Annotated in this window: 22 protein-coding genes; 21 read left to right on the top strand and 1 reads right to left on the bottom strand. The window is 40.4% G+C overall.

Annotation, left to right across the window (positions count from 1 at the left end; translation table 11 throughout):
• Positions 1-26 precede the first annotated feature (26 nt).
• The 21 genes from CLV94_RS12115 to CLV94_RS12015 all read left to right on the top strand — a co-directional run bounded on the left by CLV94_RS12115 (position 27) and on the right by CLV94_RS12015 (position 21,658).
• The gene (locus CLV94_RS12115) at positions 27-851 is read left to right on the top strand and encodes a hypothetical protein (RefSeq protein WP_121376765.1); all 825 of its coding nucleotides are present in this window, start codon (positions 27-29) and stop codon (positions 849-851) included.
• A gap of 27 nt (positions 852-878) precedes the next feature.
• Positions 879-1,775 (top strand): glycosyltransferase family 2 protein, encoded by an 897-nt coding sequence (locus CLV94_RS12110; RefSeq protein WP_121376764.1) that lies wholly within the window; start codon positions 879-881, stop codon positions 1,773-1,775.
• A 12-nt stretch (positions 1,776-1,787) separates the two neighbouring features.
• Positions 1,788-2,810 (top strand): glycosyltransferase family A protein, encoded by a 1,023-nt coding sequence (locus tag CLV94_RS12105; RefSeq protein ID WP_121376763.1) that lies wholly within the window; start codon positions 1,788-1,790, stop codon positions 2,808-2,810.
• The gene (locus CLV94_RS12100) at positions 2,807-3,880 is read left to right on the top strand and encodes a glycosyltransferase family 2 protein (RefSeq protein WP_121376762.1); all 1,074 of its coding nucleotides are present in this window, start codon (positions 2,807-2,809) and stop codon (positions 3,878-3,880) included. Before CLV94_RS12105 ends, CLV94_RS12100 begins: the two co-directional genes overlap by 4 nt.
• Before the next feature lie 19 nt (positions 3,881-3,899).
• On the top strand, positions 3,900-4,718 hold the full coding sequence (locus CLV94_RS12095) for a polysaccharide pyruvyl transferase family protein (protein ID WP_121376761.1): 819 nt from the start codon (positions 3,900-3,902) through the stop codon (positions 4,716-4,718).
• A 5-nt stretch (positions 4,719-4,723) separates the two neighbouring features.
• Entirely contained in the window at positions 4,724-5,818 is a 1,095-nt protein-coding gene (locus CLV94_RS12090; protein ID WP_121376760.1) for a glycosyltransferase family 4 protein, read from the top strand.
• A complete protein-coding gene (locus CLV94_RS12085; RefSeq protein WP_121376759.1) occupies positions 5,815-6,477 on the top strand; it encodes an acylneuraminate cytidylyltransferase family protein in 663 nt (220 codons plus the stop codon). The genes CLV94_RS12090 and CLV94_RS12085 overlap by 4 nt, the downstream gene beginning before the upstream one ends.
• Positions 6,478-6,506: 29 nt before the next feature.
• Complete coding sequence (neuB, locus tag CLV94_RS12080; RefSeq protein WP_121376758.1) at positions 6,507-7,547, top strand: N-acetylneuraminate synthase; 1,041 nt, start codon at positions 6,507-6,509, stop codon at positions 7,545-7,547.
• A gap of 3 nt (positions 7,548-7,550) precedes the next feature.
• Positions 7,551-8,672 carry a UDP-N-acetylglucosamine 2-epimerase gene (neuC, locus tag CLV94_RS12075; protein WP_121376757.1) on the top strand — a complete coding sequence of 374 codons (1,122 nt, stop codon included), beginning with the start codon at positions 7,551-7,553 and terminating at the stop codon, positions 8,670-8,672.
• Between the two features lie 71 nt (positions 8,673-8,743).
• A complete protein-coding gene (locus tag CLV94_RS12070; protein WP_121376756.1) occupies positions 8,744-9,631 on the top strand; it encodes a hypothetical protein in 888 nt (295 codons plus the stop codon).
• Complete coding sequence (locus CLV94_RS12065) at positions 9,621-11,012, top strand: glycosyltransferase family protein (RefSeq protein ID WP_121376755.1); 1,392 nt, start codon at positions 9,621-9,623, stop codon at positions 11,010-11,012. The genes CLV94_RS12070 and CLV94_RS12065 overlap by 11 nt, the downstream gene beginning before the upstream one ends.
• A gap of 3 nt (positions 11,013-11,015) precedes the next feature.
• Entirely contained in the window at positions 11,016-12,449 is a 1,434-nt protein-coding gene (locus CLV94_RS12060) for an MBOAT family O-acyltransferase (protein WP_121376754.1), read from the top strand.
• Entirely contained in the window at positions 12,450-13,409 is a 960-nt protein-coding gene (locus CLV94_RS12055; protein WP_121376753.1) for an SGNH/GDSL hydrolase family protein, read from the top strand. It abuts the gene before it with no gap.
• 24 nt (positions 13,410-13,433) lie between these two features.
• A complete protein-coding gene (locus CLV94_RS12050; RefSeq protein WP_121376752.1) occupies positions 13,434-14,306 on the top strand; it encodes a hypothetical protein in 873 nt (290 codons plus the stop codon).
• Complete coding sequence (locus CLV94_RS12045; RefSeq protein ID WP_317125116.1) at positions 14,303-15,448, top strand: glycosyltransferase family 4 protein; 1,146 nt, start codon at positions 14,303-14,305, stop codon at positions 15,446-15,448. The genes CLV94_RS12050 and CLV94_RS12045 overlap by 4 nt, the downstream gene beginning before the upstream one ends.
• On the top strand, positions 15,445-16,989 hold the full coding sequence (locus CLV94_RS12040) for a glycosyltransferase family 2 protein (protein WP_121376751.1): 1,545 nt from the start codon (positions 15,445-15,447) through the stop codon (positions 16,987-16,989). The genes CLV94_RS12045 and CLV94_RS12040 overlap by 4 nt, the downstream gene beginning before the upstream one ends.
• A 108-nt stretch (positions 16,990-17,097) precedes the next feature.
• Positions 17,098-19,071 carry a tetratricopeptide repeat-containing sensor histidine kinase gene (locus CLV94_RS12035; protein ID WP_121376750.1) on the top strand — a complete coding sequence of 658 codons (1,974 nt, stop codon included), beginning with the start codon at positions 17,098-17,100 and terminating at the stop codon, positions 19,069-19,071.
• Positions 19,072-19,245: 174 nt separating this feature from the next.
• Positions 19,246-20,055 (top strand): SDR family oxidoreductase, encoded by an 810-nt coding sequence (locus CLV94_RS12030; RefSeq protein ID WP_121376749.1) that lies wholly within the window; start codon positions 19,246-19,248, stop codon positions 20,053-20,055.
• Between the two features lie 4 nt (positions 20,056-20,059).
• Positions 20,060-20,977: a helix-turn-helix domain-containing protein gene (locus CLV94_RS12025; protein WP_121376748.1), complete on the top strand. Its 918-nt coding sequence runs from the start codon at positions 20,060-20,062 to the stop codon at positions 20,975-20,977.
• Between the two features lie 15 nt (positions 20,978-20,992).
• Positions 20,993-21,325, top strand: a complete 333-nt coding sequence (locus tag CLV94_RS12020; RefSeq protein ID WP_121376747.1) for a nuclear transport factor 2 family protein — start codon at positions 20,993-20,995, stop codon at positions 21,323-21,325.
• A 12-nt stretch (positions 21,326-21,337) separates the two neighbouring features.
• Positions 21,338-21,658 carry a nucleoside triphosphate pyrophosphohydrolase family protein gene (locus CLV94_RS12015; RefSeq protein WP_121376746.1) on the top strand — a complete coding sequence of 107 codons (321 nt, stop codon included), beginning with the start codon at positions 21,338-21,340 and terminating at the stop codon, positions 21,656-21,658.
• A gap of 79 nt (positions 21,659-21,737) precedes the next feature.
• Here the strand turns inward: CLV94_RS12015 and CLV94_RS12010 are convergent, their stop codons facing one another.
• Positions 21,738-23,348, bottom strand: a complete 1,611-nt coding sequence (locus tag CLV94_RS12010; RefSeq protein WP_121376745.1) for a T9SS type A sorting domain-containing protein — start codon at positions 23,346-23,348, stop codon at positions 21,738-21,740.

Genomic DNA, 23,348 nt, shown 5'->3' with positions numbered 1-23,348 from the left:
TCTCGAATAGTAAATAACTTCACCAAATGAATCAAGATTTAACCAAAATCTTAGCTGTATTAGTTAATTACGGAAGCGAGCAACTTCGTTTTCTGGAAAGAGTCGTGGCCGAATTAAAAAGCTTTAAAAAATATGACGTTACGATAATCGTAAATTCGAATATCGACCTAGATATCGACGGAATTGACACAGTAAATGTTTTTACATTAGACGATTATCAGTTATTGCCTTTGACTTGCCGAACGACTATTTGGGAAAACAAGGATGATTTTGACGTGTTTTTATACGGAGAAAACGACCATTTGTTTACCGAAAAGCATATCGACAACCATTTGAGCTATTCCAAAATACTGCCTAAAAACAGGATTACGGGACTGATACAATTTGAAGAAAACGAAACAGGAAAATATTATCCAGCTTATCATTTGGATTTTGAATGGGATTTTAATTCTGTTGAAATTTATAACGGAAAAAAGTTTGCTCATTTTTCAAACCTTCACCAAGCCACCTTTATTTTGACTAAGGAGCAGCTGGCAAGAACCGGAAAGCAGCTTGATTTTAAAGAATTGGTAATAGAAAATACTTTGTATTCTAGGGTAGTCAGAAAAATTAAAAAAGCACTAGGATTAAAAGTCGAAAGAACCAACAAATACAGCAGTAAATGTAAAGTCAATACCGATGTTTTCCAATTTGGAGGCATGAAAAAAATGATTTGCATCTCTGATTTTGAAGACAACCTGATCCACCATCTGCCTAACATTTATATCGACGGACTGCACGGAAGAAGCAAGCTCCGTTCTGATGAAAAAAGAATGACAGAATCTCTGGCAAAATTATTAGGAACCCAATAATATCCGCTGTTTACAGCGCTACTGTTCATGCTTGCAATTGTTATTCCATATTATAAAATTCGCTTCTTTCAAGCAACCCTAGAATCTTTGGCTGAACAAAGCAATAAAGATTTTAAGGTGTATATAGGCGATGATGCAAGTAAAGAAGACCCAAGCGTTTTGCTGGAAAAATATAAAGGCAAAATTGACTTTTCCTATCAAAGATTTGATGCCAATTTGGGAGGCAAATCGTTAGTCAAGCAATGGGAAAGGTGTGTCGCATTAGCAGAAAATGAAGAATGGGTAATGATTTTGGGCGATGATGATGTGCTGGGTGAAAATGCCGTTGAAGAATTTTATAATCATTTCCAAGAAATCCAAGACGAAAAAATTGCCGTTGTCAGGTATGCAACCTATAAAATAAATGAAGAAGTAAGCCTCATTTCTGCTGTTTATCAGCATCCAAGAATCGAGAATTCAATTGATTCGTTCTTTAGAAAGACTAGAAGCTCATTAAGCGAATATATTTTTAGGAAAGAAAAAATACAAAAAATCAGATTCAAAGATTTTCCATTAGCATGGTTTTCAGATGTATTAGCCGTAATGGAATTTTCGGATTTTAAAAACCTATTTACGCTAAACAACGCAGCGGTTTATGTGAGAATATCTTCCGAAAGCATTTCAGGTAGTTCTTCTTTCAACGCCCAAAAACTAGAAGCAAGTTTCAGATTTTACATCTATTTGTTAGACAAACATTCGCACTATTTTAATCCTGCCCAAATTAATTACTTTCTAGAAAAGACACACAATTGCTATTTAACCAATAAAAAGGTAATTTCGTTTCTGTTGAGGATAACAAAATTGCATCTAAAAAAAGGATGGATACGAAGCTATTTCAGTTTCATTACGACAATTGTAAAAAGAGTCTTGAGGCAATCCAAATAATAAACGACAGGTATGCGAATAGGATTTAATCCACATAAAGATAAAAAACAAGAGGCCTCAGAGTACTTCCATCAGGTCGTGATTCCTGTTTATATTCCCAACCAAGACGATTATTTTAAGGACAGCTTTGCAATATTAAAATACTGTATGGAGTCGCTGTTGCTGACCAGCCATAAAAAGACGTATTTCACGATTGTCAATAATGGAAGCTGTCAAGTGATTGTCGATTATTTGAACAACTTGTTTGAAGAGCACAAAATTCACGAGGTCATCCACTGCCCAAGCATCGGAAAACTAAATGCTGTATTGAAAGGCTTATCAGGGAATAATTTCCAACTGGTTACCATCGCAGATTCCGACGTGCTGTTTTTGAATCACTGGCAAAAGGAAACCTATGCTGTCTTTAATGCGTTTCCAAAAGCGGGAGCCGTTTGTCCGACACCGTCGGCGAAATCCTTCAAAACCTATGCAACCAATATATGGTATGAATTGTTCTTTTCTGAAAAATTATACTTTACGGATGTAAAAAATCCCAAAGCACTAGAAGAATTTGCTAACAGCATCGGCTATCCAGGATTCTATAATAAGTACCAATTAGATAAATACCTGACTGTTTCCAATAAAGATTTTAAGGCTGTTGTCGGAGCGGGACATTTTATTACGACCTATAGAGGAGCGATATTTGAAAAGCTGGATAAAAAGTACTCAAGCTATAAGCTCGGAGGCGATAGCGAAAAGGAACTGTTGGATCTTCCGGTTGTTAAAAAAGGACTATGGAGGTTATCTACGCTGGATAATTTTGCCTATCACATGGGCAACAGTAAAGAAGACTGGATGCAGCACAAATTAGACGAAATCCAGCCTAATGAGTATGTAGCAGAAAGCAAATTGAATTTAAATACGATTCCTTCAACCCAGTTGGGATATTGGATAAAAAATAAGTTATTTGCCAAGTTCTTTTTGAGAAAAAAAATATTAACTCAATGCTTAAGATATAAAGGGCTTTCCAAAGAAGCTGCAGAACATTATTTATGATAACCATTGTTTACCCTTACCGAAACCGTGAAATAAAGCGCATCCAGCGTTCTATCGATTCGTTGGCGCAGCAATCGAAGCAGAATTTCAAGGTAGTATTCATAGACTATGGTTCTGAGGAAAAATCGGCGGAAGCAGCGGAAACCTTGCTCAAGAAATATAATTTTGCTTCCTATACCTACCTTCCTGTAAAAGACCAGCCTTGGAACAAATGCAAAGCTTTGAATTATGCCGTAAAAAAGATGGATTCCGGCTATTGTTTTGTAGCGGATATTGACATGATTTTCCACTCGCAATTCACGGCTGTTTTAGAACAGCATCTCGACCCGAATAAAGCTACTTATTTTCAAGTAGGATTTCTTTCCGAACAAGAGACAAAAAAAGATAAGACCTTTGAGTCTTATGAAATTAATTTCAAGACCAACGAAGAAGCTACAGGAATGACACTTTTTCCAGTTTCCTATCTAAAAGAAATAAATGGCTTTGATGAGTTTTTTCATTTTTGGGGAGCCGAAGATACCGACATCCACAATCGCTTAAAAAATGACGGATGTCAGGTTGAATACTATGATGAAAAGCTCTTAATGTTGCACCAGTGGCATCCTAATTATAGAAAGAGAGAAACCAAGACGCTGAACAAAGAACTGCAATTGTCTGGAATTGTAGAAATCAACCACCAGCATTTGTTGCATAATCTAAAGACGAAAGCCACCAAAGTAAATCCTAAAGGTTGGGGAAATGTTATGGTCGACATAGAACTGAACGAATTGCAATCTTTTCCAGTATCCACTCTCTATAATGAGAAGAAATTGATAGACTATTTCCTCTACCAACAGCTTTCCAATGCTAAAAACCAAATCTTGGCGATTGAGATTAAAGAAAATCCTGTTCACGCTACGGCCAAATACAAGCTGAAGAAGCAATTGGGCAAAAAAGTACCGCAGTTCTACAGCCTTAAAGAAATCAATGACCAAATCCTGCTACATATCGTTTCATTTTACCATACAAACCCCTATATTTATCAGGTCAAAGAAAACCCAAGCAGTATTATTTTTAAAATAAAAACCTAAAGCTAATCTTACCCGGTTTATGTCCCAAAACGGAAACATCAGGCTTTTTTGGTGGAGTGAAATCCACCTTGCCGGCAAGAAAAAAGAAAACTACGGCGATCTCGTGGGATGCTATCTTGTCGAAAAGATTTCTGGAAAAAAAGGGATGTGGACCCATCCTAAAAAGCGTTCTCTTTTGGATACATTCAAGACTATCTACCTGACCGCAGGAAGTATTTTGGCTCAAGTAGAAGGAAAATGCGTAGTCTGGGGAAGCGGCATCATTTCAAAAGAATATAAAATAAAAAAAGCCGTATTTTTAGCCGTCCGTGGACCGCAGACCAGAAAGCATCTGATGGCGCAAGGTTATGAAGTTCCTGAAGTATATGGAGATCCGGCGCTTTTGTTGCCGCGATTTTATAATCCGAAGAAACAGGCAAAATACGATTTGGGAATCATTCCGCATTATGCCGATTATAAGCTGGTAACAGAAATGTATAAAGAACACAGCAATGTTCTTATAATCGACCTGATGACCAATGATGTGGAGAGCGTGACCGATCTGATCTTGCAATGCAGAAGGATTATTTCGTCTTCCTTGCACGGAATTATCATTTCGCAGGCCTATCATATTCCGGCTGTCTGGGTCAAGTTTTCCGACAATGTTTTTGGAGACGGAATCAAATACCAAGATTATTTCGAGTCTGTAGGCATCGAGAATTATGCTCCAAAGTTTGTATCGGAAAAGTTGGAAGATAGTCAAATCGAAGCTCTTTTTAATGCCGTCCAATCGACTGCCACACCAGAAAAAATTAAAGAAATACAGGATGGCCTGATGGAAACCTGTCCGTTTAAATAATAGTTATGGCTAAAGTAATTTTGATATCCCAATTCCCGCTACCGTATTCCAAGATTGGAAGCTGGACTACTTTGTACCAAAACTACATGGAAGGCAAGCACTCCATCGACTATATCATTTGCGAGCAGCCCGAAACCCGATTCCCAAACATACACTATGAAATCGTAGGGCAGACGCTGACACTCAAGCTCAAGAAAAAATACCATAAAAATAATTATATCGGCTATCTCGAAGCGCTTGAAAAGATTCTGGCAACGGGAGAAAAGCATATCATCCAGATTGTTGATAATTTCGGAATCATCAAGCCGCTACAGGAATTTCTTGCCTCCAAAGGATTGAGAAACCGATGCTACATACAGTTTTTTTATCATGGCTTCGCGCCCTTTTATGGCAATCTAGACAGCCGAAATTTCTACGAGTTTATTGATGAAATGGTACTCTTGACTTACGACAGCTATAAAACCCATAAAGAATATTATACGATATTGCCGTGCCGATTTTCGGTATTGCACAACGGAATTAATACCGACAAATTTTACAAAATAACTCCTGAGAAAAAGAAAGCGCTTAGAGAGAAACTAGGATTTACCTCCGAAAAAATCTTTATCTGGTGCTCGCAGGACCGACCTAAAAAAGGACTGGATCTGATGCTGGATGTATGGAATCGCATACAGGAAAAGCATGACAACTGTACATTGCTTGTCATAGGAACCAATAGAAAAGAGACTATAAAAGGCGTTGTTTTTTTAGGGAAAATCCCTAATAGCGAGCTTCCTGACTATTACCAAGCTGCCGATGCCTATCTGTTTCCGACACTATGGCACGAAGGATTTGGATTGAGCTTGATCGAAGCAATGCATTGCGGCTGCTATTGCATTGCTTCCGCTTTGGGCGGTGTTCCGGAAGTACTGCAGTATGGTAAATTAGGCAGGCTGATTGAAAACCCGCATTTTATTTCAGAATGGATAGAGGCGATTGAAGAATTTCTGTCAGAAAGCAGTAGTTATCCTTCTATACCCAAAGAACTTTATTCCAAAGAAGATTGGAATCTGGGCATGGAAGAAAGAATCTTTGATGCTAAAAAAAGCCTAGAACGATGAAGACGATAGCCATTATTCCAGCGAGAGGTGGATCTAAAAGACTGCCAGGAAAAAACAGCATGCTGTTGGGCGGTATCCCGCTCGTGGCGCATAGTATTTTATATGCCCAAGCGGACAGCCATATTGATGCTGTTTATGTCAGCACAGACGATACCGAGATTAAAAAAATAGCCATAGCCTATGGTGTGCAAGTAATTGATAGGCCGCAACATTTGGCAGGCGATCTAGAACCGACAGTGACTGCCTTAAAGCATGTACTGGAATCATTAGAATCGAAGCCTGAAACAGTAGTACTGCTGCAGCCGACCAATCCGCTTCGGCCTAAAGATTTGCTGCAGAATGCTCTTGAGATTTATGAAAAAGGAAGATACGAAAGCCTTTTTACTGTAACCCAAAGCCACCAAAAACTAGGCAAAATTAAAGAGGATAAATTTATACCATTCAATTACGAACCGGGACAACGAAGCCAAGACCTAGAGCCTTTGTATTTTGAAAACGGATTGTTGTATATCTGCAAATCGGAACTAATCCTTAACGATACGATTATCAGTAAAGAAGCCTATCCAATGTTAATCGACCATCCTTTTGGCAGTGTCGATATTGATACTTTAGAAGATTTTGACTATGCAGTTTACCTGCATAAAAAGCATACCCTATAAAACATAGAAAAACCCCTGAACATACAACAATGAATCCATACATAGAAATTGCAGGAAGAAAAATCGGACCTGATTATCCGCCGCTGGTAATTGCAGAAATAGGCATCAATCATGAAGGTTCTCTGGCTGTTGCAAAAGAAATGGTAGACGCTGCACATCGAGCGGGCGCAGAAGTAGTAAAACACCAGACCCATATCGTGGAAGATGAAATGAGCGGAGCCGCCAAAAAGGTAGTGCCGGGTAATGCCACGGTTTCTATTTATGAAATCATGGAACGCTGCGCTTTGAACGAAGCAGATGAGTGGGAACTCAAGGAATATGTCGAAAGCAAAGGCATGATTTTTATTTCGACACCTTTTTCTCGTGCTGCAGCCGAACGCTTGAAACAATTTGATATTCCAGCCTATAAGATTGGCTCCGGCGAATGCAATAATTATCCGTTGCTCGAACATATTGCCAGCTTTGGAAAGCCGGTCATCTTAAGTACCGGAATGAATACCATCGAAAGCGTCAGTAAAGCAGTTGCTATTTTTGACAAACACAATATTCCAGTAGCGCTTCTGCATACGACCAACTTATATCCGACACCGATTCATTTGGTGCGTTATGGTGCCATGACGCAACTGCATGAGGCATTTCCGAATAAGGTTTTCGGTCTGAGCGATCATACGCTGAACAACAATGCCTGTCTGGGTGCCGTGGCCTTAGGCGCTTCCATCTTAGAAAGGCATTTTACGGATCATATGAACCGAACAGGACCCGATATCATCTGCAGTATGGATGAGACGGCTTGCCAAGAACTGATAGCAGGCAGTCATGAAATCTGGCAGATGCGAGGAGGCAGCAAAGAACCCGCAAAAGAAGAACAGGTTACTATCGACTTTGCTTTTGCTACGGTCTGTTCTATCCGACCTATAGTAGAAGGGGAGGTTTTTACAAAAGAAAATATCTGGGTAAAGCGCCCTGGAACCGGAAAGATTCTTGCCGAGCATTTCAATAATATTCTAGGAAAAAAGGCAACAAGAGCCATAGAAAATGATGAACAGCTAATTTGGAACGATATTCAGTAAGCCGTGAAAAAAATACTTTTCCTTACCGGAACCCGAGCTGATTTCGGGAAAATCAAATCTCTGATCCAAATATTGGAAAAAGACTCAGGATTTGTGCCCTATATTGCCGTGACCGGAATGCACCTACAGGAAGAATACGGGTATACGCTTATTGAAATCGAGCGCTGTGGCTTCCAGAATATCCATACGTTCTCTAATCATACAGACGAGACGACGATGGATCTGACTCTCGCAAAAACTATAGAAGGATTGTCTGCCTACGTAAAAGAATGCCAGCCCGATCTGATTGTTGTTCATGGCGACAGAGTAGAAACCTTAGCAGGAGCTATCGTAGGTTCTCTCAATAACATTTTGGTGGCACATATCGAAGGAGGAGAAATTTCGGGAACTGTTGACGAACTGATCCGCCATAGCGTTAGCAAGCTGTGCCACGTGCATTTTGTGTCTAACGAACAGGCTGCCAAAAGGCTGATTCAGATGGGGGAGATGGCTTCTTCTGTCTTTATCATCGGTTCTCCTGACGTAGATATTATGTTTTCTGAAAATCTTCCTGAGTTGGAGACTGCGAAAAGTTACTACGGAATCGGGTTTGACGATTTTGCCATTGCGATGTTCCATCCCGTAACGACCGAAGCAACACACATGATTCAGTATTCGGATAACTTTACCCAAGCTTTGCTCAACGACCATCATAACTATGTCGTTATCTATCCGAACAACGATTTGGGAAGCAAGGCTATCCTAAATTCTTATGAAAAACTAAAAGGGCATCCAAGGTTCAGGATATTTCCGTCCTTGCGTTTTGAATATTTCCTTACGCTGCTCAAGAACAGCCAATTCATCATAGGAAACAGCAGCGCTGGAATTCGGGAAGCGCCGTATTATGGCATCCCGATTATCAATATAGGGACGCGTCAGCAGAATAGGGCCGTGCATTCTGATATTATAAATACAGATTACAGCGTTGAAAGTATAAGCGAAGCGCTCAAAATTGTCGACAGCCATCAAGTACAGCTGCAGCAAGAAGATTTTGGTGCAGGGAATAGTGCGGAATTGTTCCTTGATTCCCTAAAAAATGAAGATATTTGGCAATTGAACCATCAGAAACAATTTAGAGACTTATAGATGATATTGGATTCGCCCAAAAACGCATTTTTACAATCTGCAAAAGATAATATCTTTTATCTTCCATCCTAATGCAGCAATTTATAAGAAAAATAGGTGTTATCCTGCTGACAACTGTGCTGTTGCTTTGTCTTTTTGACTGGGCTTATACAGAAGTATACGTATGTTCTATTCCGCGAAACAAAACAAAATATGTGCTGGGCCTAAAGGACCAGAAAATCGATTATGTATTTTTAGGATCTTCAAGAGTTGAAAACCATATAGATACTCAACTTATCAAAACATTGACCTCGAAGAAAGTCTTGAATTTAGGAATACAGGGTGCCAAATTAGATGACAATTATCTTTTGCTCCAGCTGCTTATCCATAACAATGTGAAAATAGGAAAACTTTTCCTGCAGGTCGATTATATTTTTAATACAGAATCTATATCGACTATCGTAAGTTCGGAATCGCTTCCCTATATCCGAAAAAACGAAATAATCCGCAATCACCTCGAAAAAAGCAACCCCGATTACTTGGCTTACTATTACCTTCCGTTTTATCGTTATCAGGTGAATGATTATAAGATAGGCTTCCGCGAATTCTTTTCTTCGGTGATAAGCAAAAAAAGCAAGACTGATTTTACAGACGGTTTTGTCCCAAAGCAGGTCAAGTTCATAAAAAACAACAATTTCAGGTTGCCAGATAGCATTATTGCCCAAAACAAGGTTTTTAATCAGATCGATCAGCTTTGCAAAGATAAAAACATCGAAGTTATTTATTTTTGTGCTCCGTTTTGTTCTACTGTGCGGCAATCGGATTATATTGATAAGCTCAAGCGCAAGATTCCCAGCCTGAAAGATTATTCTAAAACGCTCGATGATACGCTTTTTTATAATTGCGGACACCTTAATGGCGAGGGCGCCAAAGTTTTCACAAGAATGCTAGTCAAAGATTGTATGCAACATGAAAAATAAGATTTTTATATTGTTACCCGACGGGATAGGATTACGCAATTTTGCCTATTCTCATTTTTATGAATTGGGACTGAAAGAGGGTTTCGAGCCTGTCTTTTGGAACAATACGCCTTTTGACTTGACTGCCGAAGGCTATCAGGAGGTAAAAATACGACATGCGAAAACACATCCGTTGACCGACATCTATAAAAATGCGCGGAAGCATATCGAGCTGAGCTTGAATATCCAAAAAAGCAATGACAAGGTATATGACGATTATCGTTTTCCTTTTTCGTATAAGAATATAAAAAGTGCCATCAAGAGCAGTGCGACACGTCTACTGATAGCAACACATACTTCAAAAAGCGGACTGGAAAGGGCACGCGAAAAAATAAAAAAACTGGAACGGACCACTCCGTTTTACCAGTATTCGCTTGAAACGCTCCAAAAAGAAAAGCCAGCTATGGTGTTTTGCACAAACCAGCGTCCGGTATTGGCCATTGCTCCACTTTTGGCTGCAAAGGAATTAGGTATCCCAACGGTTTCCTTTATCTTTTCTTGGGATAATCTTCCGAAGGCCACGATGGTGGTAGAAACGGATTATTATTTTGTCTGGAGCGAGCACATGAAAAAAGAGCTTTTGTATTATTATGATTATATCCGACCAGAGCAGGTTTTTGTGACAGGGACTCCTCAGTTTGAACTTCATGCCGACCGAAATGGCTTGCAGTCAAGAGAAGCGTTTTTTGCGACCAACGGATTGGATATTGCCAAAAAATACATCTGCTATTCGGGAGATGACATTACGACATCGCCAGACGATCAACAATACTTGTCGGATACAGCCAAAGCCGTTCGGCAATTGAATGCTGAAGGGCATAATCTGGGCATTATTTTCAGACGCTGTCCGGTAGATTTTTCAGCTCGTTATGATGCTGTTTTGGAAGAAAACAAAGATCTTATCACCAGCTTGTCACCGCTTTGGAAAAAAATAGGCGAAGGCTGGAATACCATATTGCCAACAAAAGAAGATATCTTGTTGCAGCAGTATACCATCTTCCATACAGAAATGGTTGTGAACCTAGGTTCGTCTATGGTTTTTGATTATGCGTGCTATGACAAGCCGTGCAGTTTTGTCAATTATGATACAGCCCGTACGGCGAATACGAGCTCTTCGGTCAAGAAAATTTATAATTATGTACATTTCCGTTCCATGCCGGCTACTGAAGCCGTAGTCTGGCTACATTCGCCTGAAGCAATCGCGGACCAAATCCGAACAACATTGCAAAACCCAAAATCTAACATTTCTCATGCGAAAGAATGGTTTGCGGTCATCAACCAGCAGCCGTTCCAAGATGCATCCGTAAGAATCTGGAAAGCCATTCGCAACATAATCCACTAATCTATGTTTTTTAACTCCTTATCCTTTGCGATATTTCTCCCTATAGTTTTCTTTCTGTACTGGTTTGTTTTTAACTCGTCGAAGAAGGCACAAAATACGTTGCTGATTATTGCCAGCTATTATTTCTATTCTTGCTGGGACTGGAGGTTCTTGTTCTTGCTGGTCTTTTCGACCGGGCTGGATTATTTCACGGCATTGAAAATAGAAAACAGTCGCTCTAAAGCGGAAAGAAAAACTTGGTTCTGGATCAGCGTGGGTGTCAACCTAGGGTTTCTAGGCGTCTTTAAATATTATGACTTTTTCGCGGTATCATTTTCCAAACTGATTGAGGGTTTTGGTATGCAGGCGAATCCGTTTCTGCTTAACCTGGTCTTGCCAGTAGGTATTTCATTTTATACTTTCCACGGACTTTCTTATATCATCGATATTTATAAGGAACGGATCAGGGCAGAGCGTAATTTTATTGATTATGCACTTTTTGTAAGTTATTTTCCGCTCTTGGTTGCAGGTCCTATTGAGCGGGCCACGCATTTGCTGCCACAGGTCAAAGTCAAACGCAGTTTTGACTATCAGCAGGCTAAGGAAGGAATCCACCAGATCTTGTGGGGATTGGTCAAAAAAATAGTGATTGCCGACAGCTGTGCACAATATGCCAATGCTGTTTTTGATAATTATGAGAGCATGAACAGCCTGTCTTTGGTTTTAGGGGCGGTTTATTTTGCGTTCCAGATTTATGGCGACTTCTCGGGCTATTCTGATATTGCTTTGGGTACGTCTAAGTTATTCGGCATCAACCTGCTTAAAAATTTCGATTATCCTTATTTTTCAAGGGATATTGCCGAGTTTTGGCGCCGATGGCATATCTCGCTCTCGTCGTGGTTTCGGGATTATCTTTATATTCCGCTAGGAGGAAGCCAAGGAGGCACGTGGATGAAGATTCGAAATACGTTTATCATTTTTCTGGTCAGCGGCTTCTGGCATGGTGCCAACTGGACTTTTCTGGCTTGGGGATTCTTAAATGCCCTATATTTCTTGCCATTGCTCTTGAGCAACAAGAACAGGACGCATACCGGAAATATTGAGGGTGTAAGCTTTATCCAAGGCATGAAACTGATTCCGCAAATCGGGCTGACTTTTGCACTGACCTGTTTGGCCTGGATCTTTTTCAGAGCCCGAACAATAACAGACGCTTTCGGTTATATCAAGAGAATGTTTTCTAACTGGCAATTCAAGCCTCAATATTTTAACATCGAGCGGTATAACTTTGAACTGGTCTTGATGCTGGTGCTATTTGTAGGTTTTGAATGGTTTAACCGTTATAAGATCGAGCCGATTTCAGGAAAATACAGCTATCCTAAAATCTGTTTGGCCATCATAGTACTGCTGCTGTTTGGCGTCTATTCGGAATATAAAAGCTTTATTTATTTCCAGTTTTAGATGAAACAGTTCTTGCTTTATATAGTACAGATTCTTGTCGGCTCTTTCCTGCTGTCTTATGCGGTACAGCTTGCGGCTGATTCTGGATTAAAGAAAATGAAGAACACGCTGTTTTCAGAATGGAATGCTATCTTAAAAGGTACCATTGATGCAGACATGGTAATCTTAGGATCTTCAAGAGGCGTGGTTTCTTATGATCCAGATTTGCTTTCTGCAGCTTCAAATAAAAAAGTGCATAACCTTTCTTTTAACGCTGGTTCTTATAATCTGCAAGAATTGAAATATAGCCTGTACGCAGAACACAATAAAAAGCCTAAAATAATCTTGCAAAATGTCGACTTGGCTCATTTTACTCTTTCTGCCCAGCTTCCAGAAGAACATCAATTCTTGCCCTATCTAGACGATCAAGACCTTAAAAAAGGATTAGGTTTATTTGATAGCCGTTATTTGTGGGTAGATCGTATTCCGTTGCTGAAATACAATACCCAAAAAAGGTTTCTTGGAATTGGTTTAGGGTCTTTTTTGGGAAAGAAGTTTAAAAATAAGGATGCTGTAACTGACGGGTTTTCTCCAAAATCCATTGCCTTTAAAAGGGACGGCCATAATCTCAAAAGACTTTCGGATCCTGCTTTTAAAAGGTCTTATGAAAAAGACTTGGCACAGATGAAATCGTTTGTGAAGGCAAGGATTAAAGATTCTATTGCAGTTATCTTGGTTTGGGCACCAGAATATAAAGAAAGACTAGCAGTTGGCAGACGTCTGACACAGCCATTAAAACAGGCGCTGGCTGATTTTGCTAAAGAGCAAAAGGGAGTTTACTTTTTGGATATGTCTGAGGATTCCCTATCGCAGTCTTCGGATTATTTTTATGACACCTTTCACCTGAATACCAAAGGGGCTCATTTGTTTTCCGCTACATTAGCGCAGAAGATTAAGGATTTGGAACGCAATGCATATTAATTTGAGACCCAGGCTTTTCTATCCATGAAAAAATTTGTCTATTATCTTTTAGGTTTGTTGCTCGCCATTTTGCTGGCCGCTTACTTGCTGGATTATACTTTTACTGCATTTTATACCAACAGCAAGCCTCGCAATAAGATTGCCTTGGCGTATACTGGTACTGCACAAGAATATGATGTAATTTTCTTGGGTTCGTCGAGGGCAAATAATCATTTTGTACCGCAATTGTTTATCGACAGAGGACTTACGGCTTATAATTTCGGAATGAGCGGCTCGCGGCTGGAAGAAAGCGCATTACTGTTGCAACTGCTCTTGGCAAAAGGCGCAAAAATAAAGAGCCTTATCGTTGAGGTAGACCTCAATATTAATTCCAACGGTTATTCTGAAGGAACACGGGCTAATTTTTATCCTTATCTGAACCAATCAGACTTGATTAGTAGCTATTATAAAAATATAGCTGATTTTGACAAATTGTACTACCTTCCTTTTTACCGCTATCTGAAATACGATGCGAAAATCGGGATGCGGGAATTATTTTTTACGGTTGCCAAACGGCCTTCTAAAAACTTGCAGCATTATGGGTTTTATCCTTTAAAAAATACAGGAAAGGACATGAAGTATGACCTTTCGAAGCATTATCCAAAAAAAAATCGGGCCTATGAGACAATCAAAAAAATATGCAGCGAAAACCACATCCGATTGATTGCCGTAACTACGCCTATGTGCGAGAACGTAAAAAATATCGCTTATTTTGAAGAAGTAGTGCAATTGTATCCAGAAGTTCATAATTTTGAGGATGTCGTGACGGACGAAGATTGCTTTTCTTCTTGCGGGCACATGAACGAAAAAGGAGCCAAGGTATTTACCCAATTTCTGCTTGATAAATTTTTTAAATGATGCACATCGCCTTTCTTACACCCGAATATCCACATGAAAAAGTCTTGCATGCTGCCGGAATCGGAACTAGCATCAAGAACCTGGCTACGGCATTGGTACAGGAAGGAGTTGCTGTCTCGGTTTTTGTCTATTCTCAAAAAACAGATACTGTTTTTGTAGAGGATGGCATAAAAATACATTTGATACGGCACAAGAAGTATCGCTATTTTGGGTGGTTTTTCTATCGCAAATACTTACAGGATTATCTGAACCGATTTGTTTCTCTTGATAAAATTGACCTTATCGAAGCTCCCGATTGGACAGGTATTGCTGCTTTTATGAACTTGAAGGTGCCTCTGGTTATTCGTTTTCATGGAAGCGATGCCTATTTCTGCCATCTGGAAAACAGGAAACAGAAACTAAAAAATTTATGGTTTGAAAAGATTGGAATGGCCAAAGCGAAAGCGTTTATTGCTCCTACACAATTTGCAGGGGCGCTTACGCAACAGCTCTTCGGAATCAATGATAAAGTGATACGTGTTCTGCATTACGGAATCTTGCTTTCTGATTTTGCCAACGAAACTCCCGAAGATTTTGAACCGGGACTGGTGGTATACGTAGGGACACTTATCCGTAAAAAGGGCGTGCTGGAGCTTCCTGCTATTTTAGAGAAAGCAGCCGAAACCTATCCAAACATAAGGCTGGTCTTGATCGGCGCTGATTCTTTTGATATCCAGACAGGGTCGCCTTCTACATGGCAACTGTTATATTCCATGTTGGACGAATCGCTAAAAAATAAAGTCAGCTATCTAGGCAAGGTACCTTATGCTCAAGTAAAGGGCTACATGCAAAAAGCCAATGTATGCGTCTTTCCGACTTTTGCAGAAACACAAGGCATGGTTACCATCGAATCTATGGCCATGCAGAAAGCGGTTGTCAATAGCAATATTGGCTGGGCACAGGAGCTTATCATAGACGGTGAAAGCGGATTTCTGGTGCATCCGAAGGATCATGTTCTTTATGCTTCCAAAATCACGGCACTGCTGGCAGATAAAGAGCTTGCGCTACAAATAGGCCGTAATGCCCGAGTGCGTACCGAGCAGGTTTTCGACATACGAAAAACAGTCTTGCAGCATATCGAATTTTATCAGCAGCAGCTATGATTATCCTCTATCATAAAAATAATAGGGTGACAGAGGCTTGGAATGATTCGGATTCTAAGGCGGTGCTTATAGAGGCAGTTTCTATTGCCCAAGCGCTTTTTGAGATTGCACGTACGTTTCCTGATTCTTTGGTGCTTTGGTGCCATGAGTCGCAAAGAGAGCATCTCAATAAGGAACGTCTTTCGGAAGTATTCCACCATAAAAAAATAATGGCTTCGTATGCTCCGTCGTCTGGAAAGTATCTTCCAGAAATTATCGGATATGCAGACGAAAGTCTTTTTGCTAACCCAGACCTGAATTCGACCTTTGCCAGCTGGCGAATGAGTTCTATGGTTGGAGGGCTGCATAGCAGCGTACTGCTGTGTCTTGAAAAACACATAGTGCCTGATCGCGATTTTGATTATTTCTTGCATTCTCTTGCAAAACTTGCTATGCCTCTAGGGCTATTGTGCTATTCTGAACCTCGGCTGCTCGCGAATGGGAGTGCTGCTTTTGAAATAGCGCCGGCTGGCAAACCGAATGTGTTTCGATTCGTAAGTCAGCATTATCGGTTACGATGGGTCTTTTTATTGCTGCTTAATTTTGTAGTGCATGAAAAGAAACTGCCGCTGTTTTCTTTTTTTAAGAGCTTTTTTTATCAAAAAAGAAGGTTGCCGAACACTATTTTTGATCAGATTCCGGTGCAATCTTCCAAAGAAATTATGGATTCAGCGACTTTTGATGTGGTGATTCCTACTATAGGGAGGGAAAAATACTTGTATGATTTTTTGCGGGACTTATCGGAGCAAACGCTGCTGCCGCAACGAGTCATTATCGTAGAACAGAACCTTGAAGCGGAGAGCCAAAGTGGACTGGCGTATCTGCAGTCTGAGTCTTGGCCCTTTTTGGTTTTGCATACATTTACGCACCAAGCGGGAGCCTGCAATGCTAGAAATTTAGCTTTGGTCCAAGTAGAAAGCGAATGGGTTTTTCTGGCCGATGATGATATTCGCATCAGTAATGATTTCTTAGAGCAAGCGGCTGTCGAGATACGGCAATATGGGAATGCCGCATATACATTGCAATGTTTGCAGGCGGGCGAAAAGGCCGTTTTTGACAAGGTATTTCAGTGGAAGACTTTTGGTTCGGGATGCAGCATCGTCAAGAGGAGTGCCTTAGAAGGTCTTCAATTTGACATGCGTTTTGAATTTGGTTTTGGCGAGGATGCTGATTTTGGAATGCAGCTACGAAAAAGAGGACATGATATCTTGTATCTCCCGCACCCGCAGATAATGCACCTCAAGGCACCGATAGGTGGCTTTAGAACAAAACCGAAATTAGCTTGGAAGGATGATAAGCTATTGCCTAAGCCATCGCCTACGGTTATGCTCTACAAGCTGTTACATGAAACATCTTGGCAATTAAATGGCTATAAGACAATTTCCTTTTTTAAGTTCTATAAGCATCAGCCCATACGCAATCCTTTTGCCTATTTTAAAAACTTCAAAGCCCGATGGGTAGCCAGTTTGCACTGGGCGAATAAGCTGCGCGACAAAAAATAGCTTCGACGGAGTGCATTGTTGGCGTAAACCTAACATTCCAAGCCAACAGCTATTCTTTTAATTTTTTATATTTGAGGCTCAATTTAATAACCGTATCTATTTTCCTCCATGCATAGAACAACCAAACGAACTGCATTAGTAGTACTCTTATTTGCATTTTCTGTTTCCTATTCCCAAGACAAGATTATCGATTCGATAAAGACCTTAGTAAACAATCCCAAGCTTCACGATACGACCAAACTAAGAGCAGTATCGAATGCCATGGATTACTATAGTGAGCACGACAAGAATTATTATGTCTTGAATGCCATGCTGGGAAAGATTGCAGTAAAGAATTATAAAAAAAACAATCCTCCTGAACTGAAGAAAAAATATACCATGTGGCTCTCTGGCTACTATTCTACTGTAGGAACGGAGTACTCTTTTACAAAAGAACGCGAAAAAGGATTGGCATATCACGACAAGAGCATTGCCCTTCTTAAATCAGTAAAAGCGTATGATGAGATGTACAGCGAAATGATCGTAAAAGCATCACTTTATGTGCGGATGAACCAAGACGATAAGGCAATACCGCTGATATTTTCGGCAATCAAATATTTTGAAAAAGATAAAGAATATTATGTAGATGATATGGCCTATGCGTATTCTGCTTTGGGACAGATTTATATCGGCCAGAAGCAGCATCAAAAGGCAATAGCCTATAATGAAAAAGCCATTCTGTATTATGAAGATTCGTATGCACAAGAGCCAAATGACCACACCAGCTATCTTAAATGCTTGGCTTATGGCAATATAGCGTATTCCTATTCGTCGCTCCATCAGTTCGAAGAAGCAATAGACTATTGCAACAGGGCATTGCAAATATCCAGAAAAATAAAAAACCATACCATTACAGGCCTTCTTTTATCTCGATTGGGAAATGCTAAAATGCATCTCAATAAGGTTGACGAAGCAGAAAAAATATTTAACGAGATCTTGTCTATAAAAGAGTTGGCAGAGGCCACAAACGATGCTGCCTTAGCCAGTGCTCATTTCGGACTTGCTAGTTTATATATCAAAAAAGGAAATCTCACCCAAGCAGGTCTTGCTGCAGAAAAAGGTTTTGCGCTAAGCAAGAAAACAGGAAGCAAAGACCTTCAAGAGCAAGGTGCCCATCTTATTTATGATATCAGCAAAGCGACTAAAAATTTTGAAAGAGCGCTTGAAATGTACCAATTTCATGAGAAGATAGTCGATTCCAGTCAGATTCAAGCCTCTAAAAATGAGCTGGAACAACAGCTTCTTAAATACGATTTCGAGAAAAAAGAATTGAACTACAAGCTGACTACGCAAAAGAAAACCGCAGCCAAAAACAATTGGCTCATCGGGCTTTCCGGAGCACTTCTGGCATTGCTATTAGGAGGCTATTTCTATTACAGAAATACCAAACAAAAGCAGGCGATTGCGGGATTGGAGAAAAACCAGATCAAGCAAAAACTGCTCATCACGCAGATGAATCCGCATTTTATTTTTAATTCGATTAGCAACATCCAAGCATTGATCCGTGATAAAAAAGACGAAGATGCTATAAACTATTTGAATAAATTTTCAGTATTGACCAGACAGATTCTGGAGAATTCAAACGAAAATTATATTTCGTTAGCCGAAGAAGTGGGAATGATGGAAAATTATTTGCTTATCCAGCAGCTCTTATACAGCAACAAGTTTGGCTTTACGATTGCAATCGAAGAAGGAATCGATACCGAATCGCTGTTTTTACCGCCAATGCTGACACAGCCGTTTATTGAAAATGCCATAAAACATGGCTTGGCAGACAAAGACCAAAATGGTACCATTGCCATCCGCTTTTACCTAATAGACGCCAAGTTGTTTTTTGAAATCTTGGATAACGGGAAAGGATTTGACAACTCAAAAACAATAAGCAATCACAAATCGCTAGCCATGACCATTACCAAAGAAAGATTGATTAATTACACCAAAAACCAAGATTTTGTCGTGCAGACCGATACTATAAAAGACCAAGACGAGAAGGTTGTAGGAGCCAAGGTTGTTTTTGAAATACCTTACATTTACGAAGAGTAAGATTATCCGCAAAACAAAAGCCCGACATGAAAGTGTCGGGTTTTTTTGTAAAAGCTATTAATAGCTAGTGCTTAGGGACATCCGTCATTTTGGCTACTACAAATGGAATTATGGCAACATGGGGGCGATGGCTTCTGCTGAACTTTGTCCTATAACTTTTAAACAACAAAAAAAATGCAAAAGACAATTTTTATTACAGGCGCATCATCAGGATTAGGCAAAGGAGTTGCCAAATTATTTCAAAGCAAAGGCTGGAACGTTATTGCTACCATGCGAAACCCTGACAAAGAAACAGAACTCAACTTACTAGAGAATGTCACGCTCTTGCCCTTGGATGTTACGAATGTAGCCAACATCCAAGAAACCGTTAAGATAGCGACGCAACAACATGCTATTGATGTAGTGTTTAACAATGCGGGCTATGGGCTTATCGGAGCACTGGAAGCTTTGTCTGATGAGCAGCTGGTACGCCAGATTGATACGAACTTGTTAGGAGTTATCCGAGTGACTCAGGCTTTTGTTCCGTATTTCAGAGAAAAAAAGGAAGGCTTGTTTATTACTACGACTTCTATCGGCGGACTGCTGACATTTCCTCTGGATTCTATCTATCATGCGACCAAATGGGCACTAGAAGGTTGGAGCGAAGGCATGTCATATGAGCTAGGACTTCATAACATCGGAATCAAGACAATTGCTCCTGGAGGCATCAAGACTAATTTTGCAGGAAATGCCTTGGATGTGGCCCGACACCCTGCATATGAGGCGGGTCTGGAGAAATTGTTCGGATTGATGAATCCGTCTAATTTTGAACCCGTAGAATGGATTGCTGATGTAGTGTATGAAGCCGCTACCGACGGCAAGAACCAGCTGCGTTATGTTGCCGGAGAATTTGCCAACGAATTGTATGCAAGAAGGCTAGAAATCGGTGCCGAATTAGCGGTAAAAGAAATGAACGCGATGGTATTCGGGGATTTAGTAAATTAGCTATATGAAAAAAGAGTCTAACAGTCCGGTAAAAATAAATTCGATTTCGGAGCTGCATCAGATGCTCGGATTGCCGAAACCGCTGCATCCGCTGATCAGCCTGGTTGACAATACCAAGATGGTATTGGACAGGTCGTATCTTAAAAGTTCTTTTTTGTTTAACTTCTATAAGATTTCCTATAAGAAAACGCTGAAAGGAGTTATCGGTTACGGACAAGGGTATTATGATTTTGATGAAGGCGGCATGGTTTTTACGGCTCCGAACCAGTTGATCTCAATCATCGGCGATGATACGGAATATAAGGGATATTCGTTATTGATGCACCCTGATTTTATCAGAAATTATCCTTTAGGAAAGAACATCAAATCCTACGGTTTTTTCTCGTATGAAGCCAATGAAGCCTTGCATTTATCGGATAAGGAAAGGACAATTATCCTTGGAGTGCTAGATAGCATAGAGCAAGAACTGAACGGAACGATAGATGATTTTAGCCAAGACCTGATGATTTCGTATATCGAAGTACTGCTGAATTATTGCAATCGTTTTTATAAAAGGCAGTTTATTACGCGCAAAGCGGTAAATCACGACTTGCTGGCCCAGATGGAAGAAGTGCTAGAGTCCTATTTTGAACAAGAGGAGCCTTTGAAAAACGGACTGATAACGGTAGACTATCTGGCGCAGCACCTAAATGTATCGCCAAGATATCTGAGCGATATGCTGCGTTCGCTGACGGGACAGAATGCGCAGCAGCACATCCATGAAAAGCTGATCGAAAAGGCGAAGGAATACCTTTCTACTTCCCAGCTGTCGGTAGCAGAAGTAGCATACCAACTGGGTTTCGAGCATCCGCAGTCGTTCAGCAAAGTCTTTAAAAAGAAGACGAATGTAACGCCTTTAGAATTTAGGGCTTCTTTTAACTAATACACAACTACAGGAATGGATATCACATCGTTTGTTTCAGATTGGATCAATAAAGGCAATGCTTACGATACCGAAGGCTATCTGGAAAGTTATTGGGAAGATGCCGTACTAGACGACCCGTCTGTCGGGAGAACGTTTAAGGGTCATGTCGGAATTCGGGAGTATTTTACGAGCTATTTTATAGGATACCAGACACAGACCCGACTCGTCAAGTTGGACATTCAAGATAACAAAGCACATCTGGAAGTGGAATTTACCGAAACGTTTCCCGAAGGAAAAATAGGAGGACTGTTTGACCTGACCTTTCGCGAGGGAAAAATAGCAACAGCAAAAGCGGATTTACTTTAATATATTTAAAAAATGGAAGAGAACAATCTTGACACTATCATAGCGCGCTCTTTGGCGTTACGAAAAAAATATCATGAGCTCGAAGTAAAGCATCATGGGAGCGAATGGACCGTAGAAGAAGATGCTTTGGCATTCTTGACCGATGCGGGTCTAGTGGGCCGCCATACGATGTCACAGCAAGGCCGCTGGCCAAAGGGAGATACGGCTACGGAACTGGAACATAAATTGGGCGAAAGTATCTGGTGGCTTATTGTTTTGGCGGATAGGATGGATGTCGATATCAAAAAATCGCTGGATACTTTTTTAACCGAGACGGAAGGACTTTTAAAATAAAAGGTCATTCTGCTAGCTATAAAACAAAAATCCTGATACTATCAGGATTTTTTTTAGGCTTATAATTCTCTACAATTAGTTAGTTTACACTGACGATTTTTGAGAGCTGTTTCGTACCTAGATTTACTTTTAGTATGTAATTTGCTTTTGATAGCTGTTGCACGTTGACTTGCGGAGTGCTTTCTTTTAGGATCAGCCTTCCAAATAAATCATAGAGTTCCCAAGAGACTAATTTTTCCTTGCCGGTATCTATGTTAAAATAAGAATGTGCTGGATTAGGATATATTTTTATATCGGTAACGAGCGTTTTATCCTCGACTGCCTTTTGGTTTCTCATCGCGATTTCACCTACTGGCGCTTTAAAGGCTGGCAAGACGCTATTGCTTGTATAGGCATAAAAATAACCATTGTCTATAAGAGTATTGGGTTTGATCAGCAGGTCGCCCGTTCCTTCAATCTTGATTCCGTTCCAATTTTCATTATCTGCAGAGCTAATGTTTCCCGATTCTATAATATAATGGCTGTCGTTCTTGACAATGACGCGGCTTTCGGCAGGCATGATCATGTTGCAGGTGCTCTTGAGTGTCGCGCCATTTTCTACCTGTACGTTGGAATAGATTCTGAAATTCAAGTCCCAAGTTTCGTCGGAGTTGACCTTAAAGACATCGTGTGTATAGGAGTCTTCCGTAAAATATTGCCTTACGCTAGAGATAGAAGCGTATCGGTACATCTTTCCGATTTCATCCTTGCTGATGTAATTGTGGTTGGTATTCCACTGGGCATTCATCACATGATCGTTGCAGCCTTGATGGTATAACATGAGGCTGTGTCCGAGTTCATGCACAAAGCTAGAATAACCTACTCCCACATACCAGCCTCTGACATCGCTCCAAGGGTAGCCTTGCTGGGTGACGCAGTGTTTCATAGACAAGTATTTGGTGTACATGTCCGGCCAAAACTGCCTTGACTTTTGGCTCAGGTTGTATTCGCTAGGAAATTCTGAAGCGGCCCAGCCTGTTTCTGCAATGCCCGATGCACAGTTGCCTTGTGCCAGCTGTTCGTAAAGTTCGCCATTATTAGCGAATACGACATTGATGCCTTCGCGGATAGTCGGGTCGTTGTCGTAATAGGAGTAATAATAATTATAGCCGGGTATCAGGATACTATTATTACTGTAAGGACCTTCAGAAGGAACGTAGCCTGTCACCAGAAAATTCCATGCCGGATCAACCTTCCAGACTCTGTTGACAATTACTCTTATCCTAGAATCATAGACATGGTTTGCCGGATTGGGATCGTAATTGTAGCAGGTCACGTCTTGCGGAATTTCAATATGGCCCAGCCTGTAATTCATATTGGCAATAATATCGTCCCAGACCAGCTGGTGCTCAAGGTTGTTTTCTTCAAAGTTGCCGGTGCCATCTGGTTTGGTCAAGAAGATAAAGTTCAGCTTGATGTAGATGATATCCTGCGTAGGCTTTGGGACATAAAGGCTGTTCTGGCTGTAGTATTGGGAAGTGTTTCCGCAATAGGAAAAAGGCGTGTTTTTCTTCTCCAACAAATTGTTGCTGTCTAGATGTTCGTGATCTGCTTTATCAGATATGCATTGCATCCTCAGCAGATTTTCTGGCGGGTTTTGCGCCCAAGCCGCACAAGAGCAGAAGAATAAAAAAAGTTTTATTTTTTTCAT

Source organism: Flavobacterium endophyticum (genome assembly GCF_003634455.1).
Taxonomy (GTDB): Bacteria; Bacteroidota; Bacteroidia; order Flavobacteriales; family Flavobacteriaceae; genus Flavobacterium; species Flavobacterium endophyticum.
This window is presented reverse-complemented; position numbering and strand designations above follow the sequence as displayed.